Source organism: Amycolatopsis cihanbeyliensis, assembly GCF_006715045.1.
Lineage (GTDB): Bacteria > Actinomycetota > Actinomycetes > Mycobacteriales > Pseudonocardiaceae > Amycolatopsis > Amycolatopsis cihanbeyliensis.
Map to the genome: position 1 here is coordinate 133,211 of NZ_VFML01000001.1, position 23,690 is coordinate 156,900.

Annotated in this window: 24 protein-coding genes and 1 pseudogene; 10 read left to right on the plus strand and 15 right to left on the minus strand. The window is 69.2% G+C overall.

Features of this window, described 5'->3' with window-relative positions:
• The first annotated feature begins 10 nt into the window (after positions 1 to 10).
• The 6 genes and pseudogenes from FB471_RS00295 to FB471_RS34385 all read left to right on the plus strand — a co-directional run bounded on the left by FB471_RS00295 (position 11) and on the right by FB471_RS34385 (position 4,175).
• Positions 11 to 235 (plus strand): MbtH family protein, encoded by a 225-nt coding sequence (locus FB471_RS00295; RefSeq protein ID WP_141995371.1) that lies wholly within the window; start codon positions 11 to 13, stop codon positions 233 to 235.
• A gap of 4 nt (positions 236 to 239) precedes the next feature.
• Positions 240 to 1,106: an alpha/beta fold hydrolase gene (locus FB471_RS00300; protein ID WP_141995372.1), complete on the plus strand. Its 867-nt coding sequence runs from the start codon at positions 240 to 242 to the stop codon at positions 1,104 to 1,106.
• Positions 1,107 to 1,196: 90 nt separating this feature from the next.
• Entirely contained in the window at positions 1,197 to 2,141 is a 945-nt protein-coding gene (locus FB471_RS00305) for a DMT family transporter (protein ID WP_141995373.1), read from the plus strand.
• A 40-nt stretch (positions 2,142 to 2,181) separates the two neighbouring features.
• Positions 2,182 to 3,147, plus strand: a complete 966-nt coding sequence (gene sbnA, locus FB471_RS00310; protein ID WP_170220647.1) for a 2,3-diaminopropionate biosynthesis protein SbnA — start codon at positions 2,182 to 2,184, stop codon at positions 3,145 to 3,147.
• Positions 3,113 to 3,516 (plus strand): annotated as a pseudogene (locus tag FB471_RS35755) (transposase); the annotation flags it as partial. The gene sbnA and the pseudogene FB471_RS35755, both read left to right, overlap by 35 nt.
• A 452-nt stretch (positions 3,517 to 3,968) precedes the next feature.
• The gene (locus FB471_RS34385) at positions 3,969 to 4,175 is read left to right on the plus strand and encodes a helix-turn-helix domain-containing protein (RefSeq protein ID WP_246076648.1); all 207 of its coding nucleotides are present in this window, start codon (positions 3,969 to 3,971) and stop codon (positions 4,173 to 4,175) included.
• Positions 4,176 to 4,206: 31 nt separating this feature from the next.
• Here the strand turns inward: FB471_RS34385 and FB471_RS00325 are convergent, their stop codons facing one another.
• On the minus strand, positions 4,207 to 4,500 hold the full coding sequence (locus tag FB471_RS00325; protein ID WP_142001423.1) for an AzlD domain-containing protein: 294 nt from the start codon (positions 4,498 to 4,500) through the stop codon (positions 4,207 to 4,209).
• 26 nt (positions 4,501 to 4,526) lie between these two features.
• On the minus strand, positions 4,527 to 5,219 hold the full coding sequence (locus FB471_RS00330; protein ID WP_141995376.1) for an AzlC family ABC transporter permease: 693 nt from the start codon (positions 5,217 to 5,219) through the stop codon (positions 4,527 to 4,529).
• Between the two features lie 80 nt (positions 5,220 to 5,299).
• Here FB471_RS00330 and FB471_RS00335 point away from each other — a divergent pair, with 80 nt between their 5' ends.
• Positions 5,300 to 5,881 carry a helix-turn-helix domain-containing protein gene (locus FB471_RS00335; RefSeq protein ID WP_141995377.1) on the plus strand — a complete coding sequence of 194 codons (582 nt, stop codon included), beginning with the start codon at positions 5,300 to 5,302 and terminating at the stop codon, positions 5,879 to 5,881.
• Positions 5,882 to 5,903: 22 nt separating this feature from the next.
• Here FB471_RS00335 and FB471_RS00340 read toward each other — a convergent pair whose 3' ends face one another.
• Genes FB471_RS00340 through FB471_RS00375 form a run of 8 tightly spaced genes read right to left on the minus strand, consistent with a single transcriptional unit; the run spans position 5,904 to position 14,299 of the window.
• Positions 5,904 to 6,986: a branched-chain amino acid aminotransferase gene (locus tag FB471_RS00340; RefSeq protein ID WP_141995378.1), complete on the minus strand. Its 1,083-nt coding sequence runs from the start codon at positions 6,984 to 6,986 to the stop codon at positions 5,904 to 5,906.
• A gap of 13 nt (positions 6,987 to 6,999) precedes the next feature.
• A complete protein-coding gene (locus FB471_RS00345; protein WP_211357908.1) occupies positions 7,000 to 8,583 on the minus strand; it encodes an acyl-CoA carboxylase subunit beta in 1,584 nt (527 codons plus the stop codon).
• Positions 8,580 to 9,482 carry a fumarylacetoacetate hydrolase family protein gene (locus tag FB471_RS00350; RefSeq protein ID WP_342779396.1) on the minus strand — a complete coding sequence of 301 codons (903 nt, stop codon included), beginning with the start codon at positions 9,480 to 9,482 and terminating at the stop codon, positions 8,580 to 8,582. The genes FB471_RS00345 and FB471_RS00350 overlap by 4 nt, the downstream gene beginning before the upstream one ends.
• Positions 9,479 to 9,895, minus strand: a complete 417-nt coding sequence (locus FB471_RS00355; RefSeq protein WP_141995380.1) for an acyl-CoA thioesterase — start codon at positions 9,893 to 9,895, stop codon at positions 9,479 to 9,481. The genes FB471_RS00350 and FB471_RS00355 overlap by 4 nt, the downstream gene beginning before the upstream one ends.
• Before the next feature lie 2 nt (positions 9,896 to 9,897).
• On the minus strand, positions 9,898 to 11,742 hold the full coding sequence (locus tag FB471_RS00360) for an acyl-CoA dehydrogenase family protein (RefSeq protein WP_141995381.1): 1,845 nt from the start codon (positions 11,740 to 11,742) through the stop codon (positions 9,898 to 9,900).
• 45 nt (positions 11,743 to 11,787) lie between these two features.
• Positions 11,788 to 13,002: a beta-ketoacyl-[acyl-carrier-protein] synthase family protein gene (locus FB471_RS00365; RefSeq protein ID WP_141995382.1), complete on the minus strand. Its 1,215-nt coding sequence runs from the start codon at positions 13,000 to 13,002 to the stop codon at positions 11,788 to 11,790.
• Positions 13,002 to 13,253, minus strand: coding sequence for an acyl carrier protein (locus FB471_RS00370; RefSeq protein WP_141995383.1), 252 nt, complete (start codon positions 13,251 to 13,253; stop codon positions 13,002 to 13,004). Before FB471_RS00370 ends, FB471_RS00365 begins: the two co-directional genes overlap by 1 nt.
• A gap of 26 nt (positions 13,254 to 13,279) precedes the next feature.
• Entirely contained in the window at positions 13,280 to 14,299 is a 1,020-nt protein-coding gene (locus FB471_RS00375) for a beta-ketoacyl-ACP synthase III (RefSeq protein ID WP_141995384.1), read from the minus strand.
• A gap of 193 nt (positions 14,300 to 14,492) precedes the next feature.
• On the opposite strand from FB471_RS00375, the gene FB471_RS00380 reads away from it, so the two are divergent.
• The gene (locus tag FB471_RS00380) at positions 14,493 to 15,884 is read left to right on the plus strand and encodes an FAD-binding oxidoreductase (RefSeq protein WP_141995385.1); all 1,392 of its coding nucleotides are present in this window, start codon (positions 14,493 to 14,495) and stop codon (positions 15,882 to 15,884) included.
• 33 nt (positions 15,885 to 15,917) lie between these two features.
• Here the strand turns inward: FB471_RS00380 and FB471_RS00385 are convergent, their stop codons facing one another.
• The 5 genes from FB471_RS00385 to FB471_RS00405 form a co-directional block, all read right to left on the minus strand.
• A complete protein-coding gene (locus tag FB471_RS00385; RefSeq protein ID WP_170220648.1) occupies positions 15,918 to 16,451 on the minus strand; it encodes a flavin reductase family protein in 534 nt (177 codons plus the stop codon).
• 82 nt (positions 16,452 to 16,533) lie between these two features.
• On the minus strand, positions 16,534 to 17,247 hold the full coding sequence (locus FB471_RS00390) for an ABC transporter permease (RefSeq protein ID WP_141995387.1): 714 nt from the start codon (positions 17,245 to 17,247) through the stop codon (positions 16,534 to 16,536).
• Positions 17,244 to 18,191: an ABC transporter ATP-binding protein gene (locus tag FB471_RS00395; protein WP_141995388.1), complete on the minus strand. Its 948-nt coding sequence runs from the start codon at positions 18,189 to 18,191 to the stop codon at positions 17,244 to 17,246. The genes FB471_RS00390 and FB471_RS00395 overlap by 4 nt, the downstream gene beginning before the upstream one ends.
• Positions 18,188 to 19,051, minus strand: coding sequence for an ABC transporter permease (locus FB471_RS00400; protein ID WP_141995389.1), 864 nt, complete (start codon positions 19,049 to 19,051; stop codon positions 18,188 to 18,190). The genes FB471_RS00395 and FB471_RS00400 overlap by 4 nt, the downstream gene beginning before the upstream one ends.
• The gene (locus FB471_RS00405) at positions 19,035 to 20,000 is read right to left on the minus strand and encodes an ABC transporter ATP-binding protein (RefSeq protein WP_211357909.1); all 966 of its coding nucleotides are present in this window, start codon (positions 19,998 to 20,000) and stop codon (positions 19,035 to 19,037) included. Before FB471_RS00405 ends, FB471_RS00400 begins: the two co-directional genes overlap by 17 nt.
• Before the next feature lie 157 nt (positions 20,001 to 20,157).
• On the opposite strand from FB471_RS00405, the gene FB471_RS00410 reads away from it, so the two are divergent.
• Positions 20,158 to 21,378, plus strand: a complete 1,221-nt coding sequence (locus FB471_RS00410; RefSeq protein ID WP_141995390.1) for an oxygenase MpaB family protein — start codon at positions 20,158 to 20,160, stop codon at positions 21,376 to 21,378.
• A 32-nt stretch (positions 21,379 to 21,410) separates the two neighbouring features.
• A complete protein-coding gene (locus tag FB471_RS00415) occupies positions 21,411 to 23,684 on the plus strand; it encodes a molybdopterin cofactor-binding domain-containing protein (protein WP_141995391.1) in 2,274 nt (757 codons plus the stop codon).
• Positions 23,685 to 23,690: the final 6 nt, after the last annotated feature.

Genomic DNA, 23,690 nt, shown 5'->3' on the forward strand with positions numbered 1-23,690 from the left:
GGAACCAGCGATGACCAGTGACAGCGCCGAGGAGATCGACTACCGCGTGGTGGTCAACGACGAGGAGCAGTACTCGATCTGGCCCGCGGGCAGGGAGATCCCCGCCGGATGGCGTGCCACCGGGGCGGCAGGCACCCGCGAGGAGTGCCTGGCGCACATCAAGGAGGTCTGGACGGACATGCGCCCGCGCAGCCTGCGCGAGGCCATGAACTCCGCCGGGCACCAGGGAGACTGACCCGATGTACATACAGCTGGGGGATGTCCGCCTGTTCTTCGATGTCGAAGGTGCCGTGCTGGCCCCGGACGGGCCGGTGCACCGCGAGCGGCCCACGGTGCTGTGCCTGCACGGCGGCCCCGGCCTCGACCACTCCACGCTGCGCCCGGGTTTCTCCGAGCTCGCCGAGCACGCTCAGGTGATCTACCTCGACCAGCGAGGGCACGGCCGTAGCGACCGCGGTGACCCGACCCGCTGGACCCTGGCCCGGTGGGCCGCCGACGTGCACGAGTTCTGCCAGGCCCTCGGCATCGTGCGGCCGATCGTCCTCGGTACGTCCTTCGGCGGCTACGTCGCCATGGAGTACGCCATTCGTTATCCCAGCCACCCCGCGAAGATCGTGCTGATCAGCACCTCGCCCCGGGGAACCGGGAACCCCGAACGCCGTGAACGGGTCTTCGACGCCTTCGCCCGCCGGGGAGGCGCGGCCGCGAGCGAGGTCGCCCGGCGCGCCTTCGACGAGCGAACCCCCGCCGCGTTCGCCGAGTACGTCCGGGTCTGCGGCCCGCTCTACACCAGCCGCCCACCGGATCCCGACGGGGCCAAGCGGGTGATCGCCAACAACGAGATCCTGCCTCGCTTCGAGGCACCGGGGGCGGAGGGCGTCACGTTCGACCAGACGTCGCGACTCCCGCGGGTCCGCTGCCCGGTGCTCATCGTCGGCGGCAGCGAGGACCCCATCACGCCGATCGCCGAGCAGCAGCTCATCGCCGGCTCGCTGCCCGCGGGTCAGGTCGACCTTGTCGAGATCCCGGACTGCGGCCACGGTGTGCTCAGGGACGCCCCGCAGCGCCTGCTGGAGCTTGTCGCGGAATTCGTGGTGGCCACATGACGGAACGTGCTGTCCGAAAACCGCCAGCTTCACCGCGCCGCAGCCCGTTGACTACCCGAGGTATCCGGAGTCCGGGCATGAAGGAGCGTTATGGAAAGCGGCGGGTCTCGCGCCGGCCAGAGCGGCATCGCCATCCAGTTCTGCCTGCTGGCGCTGGCGTGGGGAGCGAGCTTCCTGTTCATCAAGATCGGCCTGGACGGGCTCTCCCCGGCTCAGGTGGTGTGGGCGCGGATGGTCTTCGGTGCGCTCGCCCTCGGCGCGATCATGCTCATCGCCCGGCGGCCGGTGCCAAGGGACGCGGCCCTGTGGGGACACCTCACCGTGGTGACCATCCTGCTGTGCGTGGTGCCGTTCCTGCTGTTCTCCTGGGCCGAGCAGCACATCTCCTCGAGCCTGGCCAGTATCTACAACGCCACCACGCCGCTGACCACGATGGCGTTCGCCGCGGTGGTGCTGAGCACCGAGCGGATCACGCGCGACCGGGGAACGGGCCTGGTGCTGGGTTTCGCCGGCGTGTTGCTGATCATCGGACCCTGGTCGATCGCCGGCGAGCACAACCTGCTCGCGCAGCTGGCCTGCCTCGGCGCGACGACCTGCTACGGCCTGGCCTTCACCTACCTGCGCAAGTTCGTCTCCCCGCGCGGGGTTCCCGCGGTGACGGTGGCCTTCATCCAGGTGTCGGCGGGTGCGGCGATCATGGTGCTGGCCACGCCGCTGCTCGCGGGCAGCCCGATGACGCTCACCTGGCCGGTGGTGTCGAGCATGATCGCGCTCGGCGCGGTGTCCACGGGGCTGGCCTACATCATGAACACCAACATCGTGGCGGCCTGGGGCGCGGCCAACGCCGCCGCGGTGACCTATGTGACGCCGATCGTCGGCGTGGTTCTCGGGATCATCGTGCTGGACGAGCCGTTGAGCTGGAACCAGCCCGTGGGCGCGGTGCTGGTGATCGCGGGCATCCTCACCGCGCACGGTCGACTCACCCAGCTCTCCGCGCGGATGAAACAGCCGGAATCCACCCGCACCGGCCGGTAGCTCGCCGGCCTCGCCCGCTCGACGGAAGGCGAGGCCGGTCATGATCTTCCGCGACGCCAGTGACATCGTGCTGGACGACGTGTTCGTGGAACTGGCCGGGTTCGTACCCGAGGCCGAGGTCTACCTCAAGCTGGAAGGATTCAACCCGGCCGGCTCCATCAAGTCGAAGACCGCCGTGGCGCTCATCGAGAGCGCCGAGCTCGAGGGCCGCGTCGGCCCGGACACCCAGTTCATCGAGTCCACCTCGGGCAACCTCGGCATCGCCCTGGCGACCATCTGCGCCGCGAGGGGCTACTCGCTGACCCTGGTCACGGATCCGAACACCGCACCCGCCGCGGTGCAGGCGATGACCGCGCTGGGCGCCGACGTGGTCCGGGTCGACACCCGGGACGCGGAGCACGGCTACCTGCAGACCCGCATCGACTACATCCACAACCGCCTGGCGGTCGAGCCGAACCTGGTGTGGCTCAACCAGTACGCCAACCCGGCCAACATCCGGGTGCACCGCGAGCTGACCGCTCGGGCCATCCACGAGGAGTTCGGCGACCTCACCGCGCTGTTCATCGGCGCGGGTACCACCGGCACGCTGATGGGCTGCCTGCAGTACTTCGGCGAGCACAGCCCGGCGACCCAGATCGTCGCGGTGGACGCGGTCGGCTCGGTCACCTTCGGCCTGCCCACCGCCCGCCGCCGGTTGCCCGGACTCGGCACCAGCCGGCGGCCGGAGATCTTCGTCGACGACGGCGGCTTCGAGAAGGTCGTGGTCGACGAACCCGGCACGATCGCCATGTGCCGCCGCATCGCCCGCCGCTACGGCCTGCTGGTCGGTGCCTCCACCGGCACCGTGCTCACCGCGGTGGAGCGGTTCGCTCCGACCCTGCCGCGCGGGGCGCGGGTGGTGGCGATCTCGCCGGACCTCGGGGACAAGTACCTGGGCACCGTCTACTCGCCGAGCTGGATCGCCGAACACTATCCGAGCCTGTCCGCGGTGGCCAGATCCGACTAGCAAGCCGGCGGCTGCGACGGTGGCGCGGGCCCGCGAGCAGGGGTCTGAATCCGGCGGCCCGGACGGGCTGTTGACGGTGTTCAGCAAGAGTGTCCCGGAAACGGCGCTGGACGAGAAATTACCGAGCATCTCGGTCGCGGGAAGCTTCGCGCGACGCTGGTCGGGAGTCGGCGAATGAGGGCAACGGCACACGTTCGAAAACAGCGATCTCCGATGATTGTTCTGTCGTTCTATGCCAATGGATTGACCACGGGTGAGATTTCGGCTCATTTCGTCGATATTTACGGCGCTTCCGTGTCGAAGGAAACGGTAGCATGGATCACTGGCGCGGTGGTCGCGGAGATGGGCGAGTGGGCGAATCGCCCGCTGCGTCCGGTGTGATTCGCGATCTTCATCGGTACGGAGAGGACCCGCGACGGGCGGGCCGCCAGCCGGACTGTCCACTGCGATGGGAGCAACGCACGAAGCCCGTGGTGTACGAGTTCGCCATCACATTCAGTGACTGCTGGCCGGGTGCCGGGGGCTACTGATAACCACAGTCGAAAAAATCGTTCATGTTGCGGTCCTATAGGAACTACCGTGAGGAATCACGGGTAACCTCAACGCGCCATACGGTGTTGACCGTCATGCCAAGAGTTCCATCACCTTCGACCTATGCGCTATTCTGTCCCTGCCTGAGGACGGGTGATTGTGTGATGGGGGTTGGTGCGCACATGGACATGTCGCGTCAAGGAGTAGGCCACCAAACTTCCGTCGTGTACGTCGAGTCGGTCAGCTCGCTGTGTGAAGGAAACGGGCGAACTGCACTCGCTCGGGTGCCGATGCTGTCCCGGCGGGAGATGCAGGTGTTCCGGCTGCTGGCGGAGGGTAAGTCGAACCGGCGGATCGCGGGTGTGCTGCGGGTGTCCGAGCGCACGGTGAAGGCGCATGTGGCGCAGATCCTGGCGAAACTGGACGTGGAGTCCAGGCTGCAGGCCGGGCTTGTCGCCTTCGCCTGGACGATCGTCGACGGTGAGGCTTCTCGCTGAGTCGGTGCCGACCCGGCAGGGCCCACGCCGGTCACGGGACGCCGAGCAGGCGCAGCCCGGCCGCCATCGCCGCGGCGCTGAGCACGATGACCAGGAACGGCAGCCGGTACCAGGCCAGCACGCCCGCGGTGAGCACGCCGGCCGGGCGGGCGTACCCGGCGAACTCGTGTCCCTCCGCCAGGGTGGAGGTGGCGACCAACGCGGCAAGTAGCACGATCGACGATGCCTCCAGCAGCCGCACCACCGTGGGCGCAACAGTGACCTTGGTCCGGAGCGCGGGGCCGGCGAAGCGGAAGGCGAAGGTGCCTGCGGACAGCAGCAACATCGAGATGACGGTCAGGGTTGGCTGGTTCACTGGCGTGCCCCCTTACGCGCGGTCAGAGTCAGGCCGGCCAGGGCGAGCAGAACGGGCAGGCCGGCCGGCAACACAGGCGTGGTGGCGAGTGCGATGGCCACGCCGGCGAGTGCGCCGTGCCGGGTCGCGCTCGCCTGTGGCCCTCGCTCCCGCAGCGTGGGAAGGATGAGCGCGAGCAGCACGGCGGGGAACATCGCGTCGAGTCCGAAAGCGGCGGGGTCGGGCACCACGCTGCCGGCGATCCCGCCCATCAGGGCGCCCAGCGGCCAACCCACCATGATGCCGACGCCACACCACCAGTAGGCGGTCCGCTTGCGGTCCAGTGCGGGCTGGGCCAGGGCGAGCACCACCGTCTCGTCGTTCAGGAAATGCGCGCGCACGATACGGCGCCACCCGCTGCCGAACAGTTCCGGCGGGACCGAAAGGCCGTAGGGCAGGTGGCGAGCGTTGACCAGGAGTGCCGTCAGCAGCGCTGCGATCGGGTTACCCCCGGCACCGATGACTCCGATGAACAGGAACTCCGACCCGGCCGCCAGCACGAGCATCCCCAGGGTGACCGGCAACCACAGCGGCAGGCCGCTGGCGACGGCCGTGGCACCGAAGGAAAGGCCGATGACCCACACGGCCAGGCAGATCAGCAGGATGTCGCGGCCGAGTCCCGCGTCGAGGGTTCGTTTTACCGAACACATGACTGATACAGTAAACAGCGACGAAGTGTTCGTCAAACTGGCTGGTTGATCGATGTGGCGAACGGTGGTGCGGGAACAGAATGACGCAGGACAACGACGTGATCACCCCTACGGGCGGGCCTCCGTTGGACCGGATCGCGGCAGCGTTACGTGCGGAGCGCGCCAGGGCCGATCTGTCGCTCACCGAGGTGGCGCGGCGCGCCGGCGTGTCCAAGTCGACGCTGTCCCAGTTGGAGTCCGGTGCCGGCAACCCCAGTGTGGAGACGCTGTGGGCGCTGTGCGTGGCGCTGGACGTACCGTTCGCTCAGCTGCTGGACCCGCCGCGGCCGCAGGTCCAACTGATCAGGGCCGGTGAGGGGCCTGCGGTCTCGGCGACAGCGGCCGACTACCGCGCGACCCTGCTGGCGGCCTGCCCGACGAACACCCGGCGCGATGTGTTCCGGGTCGTCGCCGAACCCGGCCAGCGGCGGACGTCGGACCCGCATATGCCGGGCGTCGTCGAGCACGTGGTACTCGCGTCCGGGCGGGCCATCGTCGGGCTGGCCGCGCAGCCCGAGGAACTGTCTCCCGGTGACTACCTCGCCTACCCCGGCGACCATGCGCATGTCTTCGAGGCACTGGTACCCGGCACCTGGGCGGTGCTGGTGTCCGAGCATCGTTGAGCTTCTCGTACGTGCACGTTTCCTACACCACCTTGTGCATCCACCCGTACCGGTCGGGACGGTCACCGTACTGGATTCCGGTCAGTTCCTCCCGCAGCCGCAGCGTGACCGGACCGGGCCGGCCGTCACCGACGAGGAACTCGCCGTCGGCGTCCCGAACCCGCCCGACCGGAGTGATCATGGAGGAGGTGCCGCAGGAGAACGCCTCGGTCAGCCGCCCGGCCGCGGCGTCGGCGCGCCAGTCCTCGACGCTGATCCGGTCCTCCTCGACGGTGTAGCCGAGGTCGCCGGCAAGGGTCAGCAACGAGTCCCTGGTGACCCCGGCCAGCAACGTACCGGTGAGCTCGGGGGTGACGAGCCGGGTGCCGTAGACGAAGAACAGGTTGCTGGTTCCCATTTCCTCCACCCAGCGGCGTTCCACCGGGTCGAGCCACACCACCTGGTCGCAGCCCCACTGCCGGGCCTGCTCCTGGGCGAGCAGGGTACCGGCGTAGTTGCCCCCGCATTTCGCCGCTCCGGTGCCATCGGGCGCCGCGCGAGCGTACTCGGCGCACAACCATACGGTCACCGGTTCGAGTCCGCTCCGGAAGTAGGTACCGGCCGGGGAGGCGATCACCACGAAGAGGTAGGAGGTGGACGGCCCGTAGAAGCCGAGGCCGGGTTGGGTGGCGATCAGGAACGGCCGCAGGTAGAGACTGTGCCCCTGCCGGGTGGACACCCAGTTCCGATCCAGGTCCACCAGCAGGTCCAGCGCCCGCACGAAGGTCTCCTCGGGCAGCATCGGCATCGCCATCCGCCGGCAGGATCGGGCGAACCGTGCGGCATTGGCGTCGGGCCGGAAGGTCACCACCGAGCCGTCGGCGCGCCGGTACGCCTTGAGCCCCTCGAACACCTCCTGGCCGTAGTGGAAGACCTGGGTGGACGGATCCAGGGTGAGCGGGCCGTAGGGGCACAGCCGGGCGTCGTGCCAGCCTGCCCGCTCGGACCAGGCGATGGTCACCATGTGGTCGGTGAACACCGAGCCGAACGCGGGGTCGGCCAGTACCTGCGCGCGCCGCGCCTCGGGCAGGCGTTCGGCGGGCTGGGCGGTGAACTCGATCGTCATGGGCCGCTCCTGGTTACATCGGGGGGTTGCCGTGCTTGCGGACCGGCGGTTCGACCCGCTTGGATCGCAGCATCCGTAGCGACTCGGCCAGCACCCGCCTGGTTTCGGTCGGATCGATCACCTCGTCGACGAGGCCTCGCTCGGCCGCGTAGTACGGATGCATCAGCTCGGCCCGGTACTCCTCGACCAGCCGCGCTCGTAGCGCATCGGGAGCGTCGGACTCGGCGATCCGGCGCCGGAAGATCACGTCGACCGCTCCCTCGGCACCCATCACCGCGACCTCGTTGGTGGGCCAGGCGTAGGCGAGGTCGGCGCCGATCGAGCGGGAGTCCAGCACGATGTATGCGCCGCCGTAGGCCTTGCGCAGGACGAGCTGTATCCGCGGCACCGTTGCCTCGCAGTAGGCGTACAGCAGCTTGGCGGCGTGCCGGATGATCCCCCCGTGCTCCTGGTCCACGCTGGGCAGGAAGCCGGGTACGTCCAGCAGGGTCAGCAGCGGGATGTTGAACGAGTCGCAGGTCCGCACGAACCGGGCGGCCTTCTCGCTGGCCTTGATGTCCAGCACGCCGGCGAGCACCGAGGGCTGGCTCGCCACGATCCCGACCACTGTGCCGCCCAACCTCGCCAGGCAGCACAGCACGTTCGCCGCCCACGACTCGTGCACCTCGAGGTAGTCACCGCCGTCCACCAGCTCCTCGACCACAGCTCGCATGTCGTAGGGCCGTTTCCCGTCGGCGGGCACCAGTTCCAGCAGCGCGGCACCGGAGCGGCCGATCGGGTCTGCGGTCCGCGTCGCGGGAGGCGGCTCCAGGTGGTTGGCCGGCAGCAGGGAGAGCAGGTAACGGACCTCGGCCAGGCAGCCGCGCTCGTCATCGTGCACGAAGTGCGCGACCCCGGAGGTGCCGGAGTGCACGTCCGCGCCGCCCAACTCGTTGTGACCGACCTGCTCGCCGGTCACCGCGCGCACCACGTCCGGCCCCGTCAGGGACATCTGCGCGGTGTCTCGCACCATGAACACGAAGTCGGTCAGGGCGGGGGAGTAGGCCGTCCCACCAGCGCACGGTCCGAGCACCACGGAGATCTGCGGTATCACGCCGGAGGCGCGGACGTTGCGCTGGAAGATGCCGCCGTGGCCGGCCAGCGCGAGTACACCCTCCTGGATGTGGGCGCCACCACCATCGTTCAGCGAAACCAGGGGAGCTCCCGTGGCCAGCGCCATATCCATGATCTTGTGAATCTTGGCGATGTGTGCCTCGCCGAGCGTTCCGCCGACGATACGGGCGTCGTGCGCGTAGACGAAGACCCTTCGGCCCTCCACCGTGCCCCAGCCGGTGATCACGCCGTCGGTGGGTGGTCGCCGGCCCTCGATCCCGAAACCGGCGTCCCGTTGCCGGCGCAACTGCTCGAGCTCGTGGAACGAGGCATCGTCCAGCAGCAGGTCGATACGCTCGCGCGCGGTGAGCCTGCCCCGGGTGCGGTGAGCCGCCGTGGCGTGCTCGTCGGGACCTTCGGCCGCCGCCGACTTGGCCTGCCCGGGTTCGGACACCAGGTCCGCCGCGTCGGCGGAGTCCACGCTCGGCGCCGAGTTCGTCATCATCGGGTTCCCTTCCGCCCGGGTCGGGTCTTGGCCCGCCGGCAGCGCTGTCGCTGGGTGCCGAGGCCGGCGACCTCGGTTTCGACCAGGTCGCCGGGCCTCAGGTACGGCTCGTCGGGTCGGCCCAGTGCCACCCCGCCGGGTGAGCCGGTGAGCACCACGTCGCCCGGCTCCAGCACCAGGAACTGGCTGAGGTACCACAGCAGCCACGGCACCTCGAAGATCATTTCCGTGGTACTGGAGTGCTGCATGAGCCTGCCGTTGACCCGGCAGGTCAACCTCAGTGAGCCGAGGTCGCCCACCTCGTCCGGCGTGACCAGGTAGGGGCCGAGCGGGCTGAACGACTCGAACGACTTGCCCTTCAACCACTGGCCACCGCGGTCCAGCAGCCAGCCGCGTTCGGAGACGTCGTTGGCCGTGCAGAGCCCGGCAAGGTGGCCGAGGGCGGCGTGCTGGTCAGGCAGGTACCGGGCCCGGCGTCCGATTACCACCGCCAGCTCGACCTCCCAGTCGGTGCGGTCGCCGCCGGGCGGGATGAGCAGGTCGTCGTACGGCCCGGACAGCGTCCACGGCGACTTGCTCGCCACCACCGGCTCGGCGGGGACCGGCATGCCCGCGTCCTCGGCGTGGTCGCGGTAGTTCAACCCGATGGACACCAGGTGCCCGCCCGGCCGCACCGCTGGGCCCACCCGCCGCGCACCCGGGTCCACCCGCGGCAGCCGGGTCGCCTCGGCGGCGAGCCGGCCGGCCAGGTCGGTGAGGAAGTCCGGATCCAGGGCCGATCCGGTCCAGTCGGACACCCATGCCGAGACATCCCGCACGACGCCCTCGCGATCGAGTACGCACGGTCGTTCCCGGCCAGGTGGCCCCACTCGTAGCAGTCGCACGTCCGACCCGCTCACCCGGCCGGTTCCTCGAGGTACTTCTCGAAGAACGCGATCTCCTCGTCGGTGAGCCGCCGGGGACGCCGCTTCACGTAGTCGAACGGCGCCATCACGGTGGCCGCACTGGCGTAGCGCAGATCCCCGTCCTTGATCTCGCCCGCGATCGTCACCGTTGCGGTGCCGAGGTCGGTCACCCACAGTTCGATGTCCACCGGGACGTGCCGGTGCACGAGTTGTCGCTTGTAGTCGATCTCGTGCCGCACCACGACCGAGCCGTCCTTGAAGAAGGCGTCCCCTTCGGTCTGCCCCAACCGGAAGATGAAGTCGACCCTGGCCTCCTCCAGCAGGCGGAGGAAGACCACGTTGTTGACGATCCCGTACACGTCCATGTCCGCCCAGCGCAACGGGCAGCGGTACAGATGCGATGCCATGGTCACCGCCCGCCTGGGTTCGCGCCCGCAACGGCCTGGAACGCGCTGACGTAGTCGTCGGCGGCGATCGGCGCGCGGAGCAGTTCGGGGGAGAGTTGGAAGCCGTCGATCAGCGGTGTGACGTACGGGAGCAGCGCGACGCACAGCGAGTCGAGTTCGCCGGGCACGGCCAGTACCTGTTCGGCGGTGAGCAGGCCGCGCGCGAGGTACCAGCCTGCGTCGCGCTGGAGCTCGGTCAGCCCGTAGAGGCGGGCCAGGGTGTGCAAGGCTGTCCGGGCGTCCTCGGTCGCGGCGCCCTCGGCGGCGACGTGGAAGCGTTCCACCGCGATCCGGACCCCACGCGTGCGGGCCATCGCCAGTGCGGTGTTCAGTACCTGGTTCCATGCCTCCAGGTAGCTCCCCGATGCCTCGTCCAGCACCGCACGCGCCTGCCCGTGCAGTAGCCGTTCCCGATGCGACAGGGCCGCGATGTGCAAGCGCGGATCGAGCAGGCTGTATGCGCCGGGCGGCGGGGCCGGGTTGTCCGGCTCGTGGCCACGCTGCGCGAGCAACTGGCCCGCGGTGGTGGCGAGTAGCACCTGGTTGTCGCCCTCCGCGGTGACCAGACCTTGCAGCAGTGAGCCGTAGTCGGCGATCCGGTTGGCGCTGAAGATTCCCTGTGCGCCGCAGCGTTCGCGGCAGACCGCGACCACTTCGGTCATCTCCCATGTGGACAGTGTCTTGGTCACGGAGATCAGCACGTTCAGGTCGTTGCCGCCGGAGCTGGTCACGTACTCGTGCTTGGCGTGGTTGAGCAGGAAGGTCATCGCGTAGGTTCTCGCCAGTGCGGTGAACAGCGCGAGCTGGTGGCTGCGGTACTCCAGGACCGGAAGGTCGTTGCGGCCCGGCGCGTTGGTTCGCCGCTGCTGCGCGTAGCGCAATGCGATGTATACGCTGGCGCGTCCCGCGCCGACCGCCGAACTGGACACGCACAACCGGCCGGGCATGATACGGCTCATCGTACGCAGGAACCGTTTGCGGTGATTTCCTCCGACGGTACGGAACGTTCCGTCCGCGAGGAACTCACCCATGTCACCGAGCAGCAGGCTGCGCCGGGGTAGTCGCATCTGGTCGAACCAGGTCAGGCCGTTGTCCAGGCCCTGCACCGGTTTCTCGGGGCACGGCGCGGTGTGCACACCCGGCCGCGGGCCGCGCTCGTCGCAGAGCTCCACCAGAAAGGGAAAGACGCCGTGGTCCGTGCCGTCGGCCTGTAGCCGGGCCAGCACAACAGCGATCTTCGGGATGTCGTTGAACCCGCTGTAGGACATGTACTTCTGTGCGAGCGCGTCCGGCGTGTGTAACACGAACGTGTCGGTTGCACGGTCGTATACCGCTTCGGTACGCATGGCCGCGACATTGTTGCCGTAGCCCAGCTCGGTGGCCATGTAGGGACCGAAGGACGACAGGCTGTCCAGTTCTTCGACGTAGTCGGCGATGTCGGCACGGTCGATGCCGTGGTCGAACACCGTGCCGAAGCACAGGTTGTAGTGCACCATCAGCAGCGAGAAGGTCGATACGTCCAGCAGCGAGGGCCATTCGGCCAGCGCGAACAGCCGCCTGGGGTCGCGCAGGATCTCCCGCGGCCGTTCCAGCCGGCCGTGGATGTGGCGGCTGCGTTCGTAGGCGAGTCGCCCCGCCTCGGGCAGGCTGAGTCCTTCCCGCGGGTCGAAGACAGGGTCGAGCAACGCCGCTCGAATGTCGGCGTGCACGCGTTCGTAGCTGCCGGCGAACAGGAGCCGGGTCAGCTCGGCACGAGGATCCGCGTCACCGCGCACGGTACCGAGCGCTGGCGTGCTTACCGTGGTCATCGAACGTTTCCTTTCCTCGGTCGGTTCCGCCCGCCGACAGCGAGATCACGCGGCGATGAGCAATGCGGTGTTCTGGCCGCCGAAGCCGAAGGAGTTGCTGAGCGCGACGCCGACCCGGCCCGGACGTGCGGCCTTGAAGACGAGGTCGAGGTCGATTTCGGGGTCGGGGTCGGTCAGGCCGGCGGTCGGCGGGATGAGGTCGTACCGCACGGCGAGCGCGGCATAGGCGGCTTCGATCGCCGCCGCCGCGCCGAGCGGGTGTCCGGTCACGCCCTTGGTCGAGCTGACCGGCACCTCCGGGGCGACCGCCGAGCGGATCACGCCGGCCTCGGTACGGTCGTTCATCGGGGTGGACGTACCGTGTGCGTTGACGTAGCCGATGTCCGCGCCGGTGATGCCGGCGTCGGCCAGTGCCGCGCGGATCGCCAGCGTGGCGCCCGAACCCTCGGGATGCGGTGAGGTCACGTGGTGCGCGTCGGCAGAGGCGCCGTAACCGATGGCGCGGGCCAGTACACCGGCGCCGCGGGCCCTGGCGTGCTCCTCGGATTCCAGCACCATCACCCCGGCGCCCTCGCCGAGCACGAACCCGTCCCGCGCGACGTCGAACGGCCGGGACGCCGTGCCGGGATCGCGGTTGCGCGACAGCGCGCGCATCCTGGCGAACGCCGAGACGTACAGCGGGGTGACCGGCGCCTCGGCGCCACCGGCGATCACGATGTCGGCCGCACCGAGCCGGAGCAGATCCCGGCCGATCCCGATCGCGGAAGCACCGGAGGCGCACGCGGTGCACGGCGCGAGGCACGGGCCGGTGGCGCCGAGCTCGATCGCGAGCTGTCCGGCCGCCATGTTGAGCAGGCCCATCGGGAGGGTGAGCGGCGAGACGTCCGCGGGGCCGTCGGCCAGCAGTGTCTGGTGCTGCCGCTCGAGGGTGCCGGTGCCACCGGCCCCGGAGCCGATCAGCACCGCCACCCGGGAGCCTTCCCATTCCCGCGGGTCGAGCCCGGCGTGCCGCAGCGCCTCGTATGCCGCGGCGATGGCGAAGGCGGTGTAGCGATCCCACTGCCTGGCACCGCGCAGTCCCGCCTCGGTAGGGGAGAACCCGGGCACCCGGCAGGATATGCGCACCGGCAGCTCGTCGAGTTCGGGGTCCATCCCCGCGGCCGGCTCGCCGTCGACGACATGTGCCCAGTTCGCGTCCACCCCGGTTCCAGCAGGGCTCACCAGCCCGATCCCGGTGATCGCCGCGCTGAATGTGGACATCAGGTGGTCACGCCCCTCTCGGCGGACCTCTCCTCCACCTTGTCGACGACCTCGCCGATCGTGGAGACCTCGGCCATCTCGTCGTCGGTCAGGTTCAGACCGAGCTGCTTGTTGATGGCGGTGACGAGCTCGATCTGGGACAGGGAATCGAGGTCGATGTCGTCGAAGGTTGCGGTGGAGCTGACCGTTTCGGGGGCGACGTCGAATCGGCGGGTCAGGATCCCGACAATCGATTCGTAGGCAGTGCTCATCTCTCCTCCAGTGCGTCGCGATACCGTCAACTGACGGCGTCGATCGGAATATCGGGCCAGACCAGCGCCGTGGAGCCCCAGGAAAGGCCGGCACCGAACGCGGACAGCAGCACCCGCTGGCCGGGTTCCAGCCCTCCCCGATCGAAGATGTCGTTGAGCAGCAACGGGATCGAGGCGGCCAGGGTGTTACCTACCCGGTCGATATTGACTGCCACTCGCTGCTCGGGCAACTGCAGTTCCTCGGCTACGGCGCGGACGATGCGGACGTTGGCCTGGTGACCCACGAACCAGTCGACATCGGCGGCCGACCAGCCGATGCGGTCGAGCACCCGCCGGGTCGAGGTGGTCATCCGTTCCACGGCTTGGACGAACAGGGGACGGCCTGCCATCTGCAGGTACCAGTCACGTGTCGGCACCGTGTCGAACCCGAGGCCGTTCCGGGCTGAGCGCTGCCTCGAGCCGCCCGCGGGGATGGCGAGCAGATCGGCGTGCGCGCCGTCGCTACCCAGATCGAAGGGGCCGAGCGCACCCGGTTCGTCCGGTTCGCCCGCGCGCAGTACGACGGCGCCCGCACCGTCGCCGAAGATCGGTGCGGTGTTGCGATCGCCGGGATCGACCAAGGTGGTGAAGGCCTCCGCGCCGATCAGCAACACCTTCCGCGCCACCCCGGCGGCGATGAGCCCGGCCGAGGTGGCCAGGCCGTAGGGGAACCCGCTGCAGGCGGAGGTCAGGTCGAACGCGGCCACCGTGTCGACACCCAGCAGGTGGGCCACCTCGGGTGCTACGGCAGGACACAGCCGGTCGAACGATGTCGTCGACACCACCACAGCATCTACTGTGGACTCATCAGCGGACTTCAGCGCGCGTGCACCGGCCTCCACGGCGAGGTCGCGGGTGGACAGTCCGCCGGTCACCATTCTGCGCTCGCGAATGCCGGTCCGTGTCGTGATCCATTCGTCCGTGGTGTCGAGGTTCGCGCACAGGTCTTCGTTCGTGACGACTCTCGAGGGCAGCCACGAGCCGAGTCCCGTGATTACCGCAGCCATGGTGATCCTCTCATCAGCATCGCAGGCAGGAAGGACGAACCGAGTACGTGACCGCCTTGGGCCGGCGTCAACCACCGCTGCCAGTCTCACCACGGGATCGGCGGTACCTCAACGGACCTTTGGTACTAGCCTGTTGGTGCGTGTACCAAAGGACATTGCCGTGATCCGGTCGGTGTCGAATAGATTCCCGGGTATGGCCGCGACACTTCCCGCAGCCCGCGACACCCTCCCGGTGACCACAGATCCGGACGTGTTGGCAGGCTACGCGCACGACCGGGCCGAGGGTGCTGAGTACTCGCTGCCGGCCGCCGTGGCGCGGCCACGCGACACCGAGGAGGTTGCCGCGGTGGTGGCGTACTGCGCCGAACACGGCATACCCGTGGTGGCACGCGGCGCCGGCACCGGGCTGTCCGGGGGCGCGAACGGCATGGCCAGTGCTGTGGTCGTGTCATTCGAGGCAATGGACGCCATCGTGCGCATCGACCCGGACGAGCGGGTCGCGGTGGTGCAGGCGGGTGTGGTCAATGACGACCTGCGACGCGTCTGCGCCGAGCACGGCGTGTGGTATCCACCGGATCCGTCCAGCTCGCCATGGTCGACCATCGGCGGCAATGTCGCCACGAACGCCGGCGGCGTCTGCTGTGTGAAGTACGGCGTGACCAAGGACTACGTGCTCGGTTTGCAGGCCGTGGTGGGGCGCGGCGAGGTGGTACGACTCGGGCGCCGCACCGCCAAGGGCGTGGCGGGCTACGACCTGGCCGGCCTGATGGTCGGCTCGGAGGGCACGCTCGGGCTGATCACCGAGATCACCGTGCGGCTGCGCGGGGCGCGTGCGGCCGAGCACACCGTCGTGGGCTACTTCGACGACATCTCGGCGGCCGGCCAGGCAGTCACCGCCGTCACCGCGTCCGGTGTCGTGGTCAGCGCCCTCGAACTGGTCGATCGCTACTGCCTGCGGGCGGTGGACGAGTGGAAGAAGATGGGCCTCACCGACGGCGGTTCGGTGTTGTTGCTGGCCCGCTGCGACGGGCCGGGACAGGCCGGCGAGGCGGAGGCCGAGGTCGTGCTGGACTGTTTCGCCCGGTCGGGTGCCACCTGGAGTGCCCGCTCCGGCGACGAGACCGAGGCCGAAGCCCTGTTCATGGCGAGGCGGCTGGTCCTTCCCGCGCTGGAACGTCTCGGCCAGGTGCTCACCGAGGACGTCTGTGTGCCGCGGATGCTCGTGCCGGAGATGCTCGGGGCGATCGAGCGAATCTCCGCCGAGCACGAGGTGCACATCGCCAGCCTCGCACATGCCGGTGACGGCAACCTGCATCCGATGGTCGTCGTGCCACCAGGGGACGGCGCGGCGCGGCGAAGGGGACATCGGGCCTTCGAGCGGATCGTGGACGAAGCCATCCGGCTGGGTGGCACGGTGACCGGCGAGCACGGGGTGGGGCAGCTCAAGATGCGCGGGTTCGCCGACGAGGTGGGTCCGGTGGTGCTCGGCATGCATCGGGCGATCAAGTCGGCGCTGGACCCGGTCGGGATCTTCAACCCGGGCCGGGTGTTCGCGGCCGAGCCTGCAGGTGACGACGCCACCTGACCGCACCGGCCCTGCGCCGTCGACGGTGTCGATCTAGCAGGGAGTGGTGTCCTGCCAGCCGGCGAAGCGGCGCTGCCCGTACAGCAGCGGCGGCTGACCGGTGTGTTCCAGTTGACGCACCCGCCCGAAAACCACCATATGGTCCGCGGCGTCGATGTAGCGGTCCACCGTGCACTCCAGCATCGAGTGCGCGTGCTGGGTCAGCCACGGCATCCGCAGTCCGGTGGTGTGCTGCCACGGGATCCCGGCGAACCGGTCCGCTCCCTGCTTGGCGAAGGTCCGCGCGATCGGGGCGCCCTGGTCGTTCAGCAGGTTCACCGCGAACGCGCCGCGAGCGCGGACCGCGGCGAAGGAACTGCTCTGCCGGTGCAGGCAGACCAGCATCGTCGGTGGCGTGGTGGAGACGCTGCACAACGAGGTGCAGGTGAGCCCACGCGGATTGCCGTCCGGATCGAGCGTGGTGACCACGGCCACCCCGCTCGGGAAGTAGCTCATCAGCTGGCGGAAGTCCGCCTCGTCGATATGCCGCCGCTCGACATTCGCCAGAAAACCGGTGGAGCCGGGCACGGTACCTCCCCGTATCGCGTCTGGTGACTCCTCCAGCATGTTCGCTCGTGGAACGGCGGGACACGGCCATTCGGGTGAGGTGTCAGCCGGTCTCCCCGGCGAGGGTGAAGGAGCGCAGCCGGGCGGTGGCCACGGCGGCACCCAGTGCGGTGAGCACGATCGCCAGCAGGGCGGCCGTGATCGGCAGGAGCCGGCCGGTGAGCAGTTCGGTCTGCGCGAGCCCGCCGGCCAGCGTGGTCGAGTACTCCTGCACGCTCAGCACCCGCGCACCGCCGACGAACCTGGTCAACAGGTTCTCCCAGAGCATGATGTAGACGAGACCGACGGCGACCGGGCGGCGGGACAGCAGGCTCAGCGCGAGGAACAGCGCGGTGTAGACCAGCGCGCCGACCGCCGTACCGAGGCCGAGCCCGACCGCGAGCCGGGGTGACCCGGCGATGGCGCCCGCGATGGCCAGCGGTACGGCGGTGACCGCGGCTGTGGCGCCCCAGGCCACGGCGAGCTTCGTGACGACGATTTCGCTGCGTGGTACGGGTTTGGACAGGACGTGGGTAATCGTGCCGTCCTCGATCTCCAGTCCCAGTACGCTGCTGCCGATGATCAGCGCGGTGAGCGGCAGGATCACGCCGAGGCCGAGGTCACCCAGCACGATCGGGCCCCACTGCGCCGGATCCGCCGAGGTGCCGGCGGCCAGCACGGTCAGACCGATGAGCAGCAGGGGCATGGGCAGCAGCAACAGCAGCCTGCGCCGGCCGAACAGGGCCCGCGCGGTCAGTCCGGCGATGGTGAGATTCATTGCGCCACCAGGTAGGAGAAGACGTTTTCCAGGGACTCGTCGCGGGGCTGTACCGCGGTCAACCGGATGTCCTCGGCACGCGCGAGCTTCGCCAGCGCACGGGTGAAAGCGCCGTGATCGCTGGTACGCACCTGGAGGCCGGACGGTTCCAGTTCCACCCCGGCCACCGCGTCGAGGCCCATCAGTACCGCGCCCAGCCTGCGGTCGTTCGAGGACCGCACCAGGTACACACTCGGCCGGTTGGTCATCAGCTTGCGGATGTGGCGGTAGTGACCGGACGCGGCCAGCCGACCCGCCACGATCACCTGGATCGTGCCGGACAGCCGTTCGACCTCTTCCAGGATGTGCGAGCTGAACAGGATCGTGCGTCCCTCGCCGGCCATCCGGTGCAGCAGGTCCATCATGTGCAGCCGTTGCCGCGGATCCATCCCGTTGAACGGCTCGTCCAGCAGCAGCACGGAAGGGTCGTGCACGAGCGCGGCGGCCACCCTGGCCCGTTGCCGCATTCCCTTGGAGTAGGTGGAGATCCTGCGGTCCTTGGCCTCCTCGAGTTCGACGATGCCGATCGCTCGAGCGGTGGCGGCGAGCGGATCCTTCAGCCCGTGCAGTTTCGCGCCGCTGAGCACGAACTCCTGGGCGGTGAGGAAACCGGGCACGGTTTCGCGTTCGGTGACCAGGCCGAGCTTGCGGTAGACCTCGGGATCGCGCCAGGTCGGCTTGCCGTCGAGGTGCACGGCGCCTCGCGCGGGGCGCAGGAAGCCGGCCATCATGTGCAGTACGGTCGTCTTCCCCGCGCCGTTCGGGCCGAGCAGCCCGGTCACGCCGGAACCCACGGTGAGCGTGATGTCGTTGACCGCCACCACATTGCCGTACCAGTGGCTGACGCCGGTGAGTTCCACGGTGGCGGATCGTGCGGTCGAGGTGCTTTCGGCGACCACGGTCATGACTTCACCTTTTTGTAGCGGCGGAGTAGCAGGGCAGTGCCGGCCGCGGTGAGCACGACCGCGGTGAGGCCGTAGATCGGGCCGTACGAGCCGACCTGGACGAACTCCTCGCCGAACAGCCAGTTGTCCACACCGGACAGCAGGTCGACCGGGTTGAGCAGTCCGGCGAGCTGGCCGGTCGCGCCGTCGCCGAGCGCGCGCAAGGTGCCGGATACCGGCGCGGTCAGCAGGAAGACCCCGATGATCATTCCGGTGGCGAACACCCGCCGCCCGGTCAGCGAAGCCAGGGGGAGCGCGACGGCGCCGATCACCGTCGCGTGGATCGCGGCCGCGAGTAGTCCGAGGGCCAGGTTCCCCGCCTCGGTGAACACCCCGGTGATTCCCTCGTCGGTGGACAGTGCCAGCCCGACGAACATGAGCAGCATCGGGCCGGCGTACATCACGAAGGCCGCGGTGATCAGCGCGCCCAGCTTGGCCAGCGCGTAGTCCGAGCGTTGCGGCGGGCGGGAGAAGTACAGCGGCAGCAGGGTGTTCCGCAGGTCGCGGGACACCAGCTCGGGCGCGACGATGCCGACGAAGGCGGTGATGGCGTAGGAGAAGGTCGAGGCCACGCCGACATAGCTCAGCACGGTCACCCCGAGTTGGGTGCTGACCACCACGAGGATCAGGGAGGTGATGCAGGCGATCCCGAGCAGTCCCAGTGGAAGTAGCTTGGCCTTGGCGCTGCGGCCGATACCGAACGCGGCGCGCACGCTGTGCACGTAGATCGCCAGGGCCGCGTACCGGCGGCCGAGCCGCGGACCCTCGTAGTGCTGGTAGCCGATGTCGTGAATGACGCCGGCGTCACCCGGTGCGGACATCGTTCACCTCCGTCGGCTCGGCACGGAACAGATCGGCGACCTGGTGGCGGTGCCGTTCGAGGCGGTGCAGGGAAAGGTCGCACTCGGCGACCGCGTCCCGGATCGCGTCGAAGGTCTCGTCGCCGGCCAGCCGCACCATCAGCAGCCGCTGCTCGCGCCGCACGGAGAGCCCGACGCTGGTCAGCCGGGACGCGAGCTGCTCGTCCCCCTCGTCGACCTCCACCATCAGCAGGTCGCTGTGTCGCGTCATCGAGGACAGTGAGGCCGAGCGCAGCAGGCGGCCGCCCTCGATGGCTACCAGCGAGGTGCAGATCCGCTCGATCTCACCAAGCAGGTGTGAGCACACCACGACCGAGATACCGAACTCGGTACCGATGCGGTGCACCAACTCGAGCATCGCCCGGCGCCCCTCGGGATCCAGTCCGTTGGTCGGCTCGTCGAGCAGTAGTAGTTCCGGATCGTGCACCAGGGCCTGAGCCAGTTTCACCCGCTGCTTCATCCCGGTCGAGTAGCCACCGATCTGCCGGTAGCGCTCCTCGTAGAGCCCGACGTGCCGCAACGTCTCCGAGGCACGCTCGCGTGCGGCGGCCCGTGGCAGGCCGCTGACCCGCCCCAGGTGCGTGACGAACTCCGCGGCGGAGAGATCGGGCGGGAGGCAGTCGTGCTCCGGCATGTAGCCGACGCGGGCGCGAATCGTGGCACCGTCGGAGCCGGGGTCGAGGCCCAGCACCCGGATCGTGCCACCGGTCGGCTCGAGCAAACCGAGCGCCAACTTGATGAGCGTGCTCTTCCCGGCCCCGTTCGCGCCGATGAGCCCGACGATGCCGGGTTCGATGGTCACCGTGAGATCGGACAGCGCGGTGACCCTCGCGCCGTACCGCTTCTCCAGTGACTCCGTCTCGATCAGGTTCACGTCGCCGAGGCTACTGAAGCCGGTCCGCACCGACATCCGGTATGACCCTGATCGTTCCCCCAGGGGCCGGCGCCCGCGTGGTCGGGGACCGTGCCGTTCTTCCGGCCGCGACTACACTCTTGTTGAGATACAGGGCAACATGGTATGTATCATCATATCATCTGCTGCTGGAGCTCGAGGAGGAGTTCGGGGCATGGCGGAGTTGAACAGGCGCAGGATGCTGGTTTCCGGTGGCGCGTTGGGGGCGCTCGGCGCGCTGGGGATGGCATCCCCGGCTCATGCGCGGTCCCTGCTGCCCTGGACCTGGGCCCCCAGCGGCTCGGTCGCGGGTTCTGGCGCGGGCGACGATCCACGATGGGTGTGGGACGAGGAGGCCGACCCGTTGGTCGCCTCGCTGCTCGATCGCGGCGCCGTGCCCGAGGTCAACCGTCTGCTGTGGAACTGGACCCGCAATGATCAGCCGTTGCCCGCCGGGCTGCCGGCGGAGCTGCGGTCATTCATGGAGAAGGCACGCCAGTTGCCGTCCTGGGCGGATCGGGACAAGCTGGACACCGCGGCGGAGTTCAACAAGTCCAGGGGGCTGTACCTCAATCTGCTCAACGGGGTCGGTGGCGGCATGCTGAGCACCGCCATTCCCAAGGAGGCCCGCGCGGTCTACTACTCGCAGGGTGGCGCGGACATGGAGGATCGCGTCGCCAAGACGAGTATCTTCGGATTCGCCGTCGGTTCCCTGAACGCGTATCGGCCCGAGGGTTCGTGTGTGGTGGAGTCGGTGAAGACCCGGCTGGTGCACGCGGCGGTCCGCCACCTGCTGCAGCAGTCGCCGCACTGGACCGGCGACATCCCGATCAGCCAGGAGGACATGCTGGTCACCTGGCACACCCTGCCGACCTTCGCCATGCGCAGGATGCTCGAGTGGGAGGTCCCGATCACCCGAGCCGAGTCCGCGGCGTACCTGCACGTGTGGCAGGTGACCGCGCACCTGCTCGGGATCAGGGACGAGTACATCCCCGCGACCTGGGAAGCGGCCAACGCCCAGTCGGACCAGGTCCTGCCCCGGAACATGGGGCCGACCCGCGAGGGGGTCGAGCTGACCGACATCCTGCTCGGCCAGCTTGCCGAGCAGACCAGCCCCGGCGGCATCAGCCGGCCGCTGTGCAACGCGCTCGCCCGGTACCTGGTCGGCGACCGGGTGGCCGACTGGGACGGCATTCCGCGCGAACCGGTGTGGGATCGCCTGGTCACCGTTGCCTGGCCGGCACTGGTGAAGTTCCGTGAAGGTCTCGTCCCGCTGCCGCTGGTGCCCGAGGTCGCCTGGGTCCTCGATGAGGCGGCGCGCCGATACATCCTGTTCTATCTCACCAAGGGCGCGGAGACCAAGATCGAGATCCCGGTGGCGAATCGCCCGGGCTGAGCTGGACGTTGATCGGATCGGATGGTGACGGAATGGCCGAGTCCCTCGGGCGGCGACGGTTTCTGGGCTACGTGCTGGCCGCTCCGACCCTGGTGGCCGCGGCCGAACTCGGGTCGGCACCGGCGGCCGATGCCCAGCTGCCCTCGCCGGAACTCACCGATCTGCTCGATCTCAACGACATGATGACCGCGGCGGCGCTACCGACCTCGGGACTGATCACGGTGGAGGTCGACACCGACGGCACGGTGTCCTTCGCGCTGCCGCGAGCCGAGGTGGGACAGGGCATCACCACCTCGACGGCCATGCTGATCGCCGAGGAACTGGGCGTGCCGGTGGACCGGGTGCGAGTCACGCTGGCGGACGCTCGGCCGGAGCTGGTGTTCAACCAGCTCACCGGTGGGTCGAACACGACCATCGCGACCTACATCCCGATCCGGGTCGCCGCCGCGATCGCCCGGCGCCGGTTGCTGGCTGCCGCGGCTACCGAGCTCGGCGCGTCGGCCACCGACGACCTGACGCTGCGGGGTGGGGTGATCACCGATCGCTCCGGCGGCGTCGTCGACATCGGTGCGCTCGCCGGGCGGGCCGCGAGCACCCGGACCCTGCAGGTGCCCGTCGAGCTCACCTCCCGCGAGAAGTTCACCGTCATCGGCAAGCCGCACAACCGGATCGACGCGCTGGAGGCGGTGACCGGGCGCAAGAAGTTCGCGATGGACCTCGACGTCCCGGGTGCGAAGCCGACAATGGTGTGCCGCCCGCCGACCATCAACGGCGAGGTCGGTTCGGTGGCGAACCTCGCCGAGGCCCGCGCCATGCCGGGCGTCACCGACGTCGTGGTGATCACCGGCGGGGTGGCGGTGCGCGCCGAGACCTTCGGCCAGTGCGTGGACGCCGTACGCGCGCTGCGAGTCTCCTGGAAACCCGGGACCGCGGAGGGAAAGTCGGATGAGTCCGTGCTCGGGGAGCTGGCGGCCGCGGAGCTGCCGCTCGGGCTCCGGCCGCCTGTTCCGACCGTGGAAGCCACATTCACCTTCTACTTCCGGAGCAACAGCGCGCTGGAGCCCAACTGCGCGGTCGCCGACGTGCGGTCGGACCGAGCCGAGATCTGGTCGGCGTTGAAGTCACCGATAGTCGCCAAGCAGGCCATCGCCGCCAGGCTCGGCCTGCCATCCGGCGAGGTTGCCGTGTACGTCACCGAAGGCGGCGGTTCCTTCGGGCGCAAGCTGTTCTTCGACGCCGCGCTGGAAGCCGCCGAGGTGTCCCAGAAGGTCGGCAAGCCCGTGAAACTCATGTGGCACCGGGCCGACGACTCCCGCCAGGGCCGAACCCACCCGATGGCCACCTCGCGGGTGCGCGTCGCCCACCTCGGTGACCTGGTGCTGGGCTACCAGCAGCGGCACACCAGTGTCCGCACGGACCTCGGACACGGGCTCGGCGAGGTCATCACCGCCATGGCGGCGCGGCTGCCGGTGGGGGACATCGGGTTCTCCCAGACGTTCTTTCACCTCAGCCAGGAGATGTCCTACAACTTCGGCGCGAGCACCCAGCTGCTCAACGAAACCGGCAAGGGTTTCAACACCGGCAGCATGCGCAACGTGTACTCGCCCGACGTCACCTGCGCCCGGGAGCTGATCGTCGACCAACTCGCCGCGAGGATGGGCAAGGACCCCTACCGGTTCCGGCGCGAGTTTCTCCGCGGTTCTCGTTCCCGCGCGGTGCTGGAGAAGGTTGCCGAAGTGGGGGAGTGGGGTCGACCGATGCCGGCCGACACCGCGCAGGGTATCGCCGTGCACACCGAGTACAAGGCGGTCAGCGCCGCGCTCGTGGAGATCGACTGCCGACCGGAGACCGTCAACCGCCCTGTCCGCCGTGGCGTCACCGGGCCACGTGTCACCAGGGTCGTCTTCGCCGTGGATGTCGGTCTCGCCGTGAATCCGCGCGGGCTGGAAGCGCAGATGATGGGCTGCATCTCCGACGGCATCGCGCTGGCCCTGACCTCCAGCCTGCACCTGCGCGATGGGCATTTCCTGGAGGCGAGCTGGGACAACTACTTCTACACCAGGCAGTGGAACACCCCGCCGGAACTGAAGATCGTCGTCATGCCCAGCACCTCCGAGCAGCCGGGCGGCGCGGGCGAGTTGGGCGTCGCGGCGTCGATGGCCGCGGTCGCCTGTGCCTATGGCCGCGCCACCGCGACGTTGCCCACCAGCTTCCCGATCAACCACGGCACGCTGTCCTTCGAACCCAAGCCGACGACCCCGCCCGTCCCGCCGTCCCCGACCGACGGCCTGAACCACGCCTGGTGACCCGAG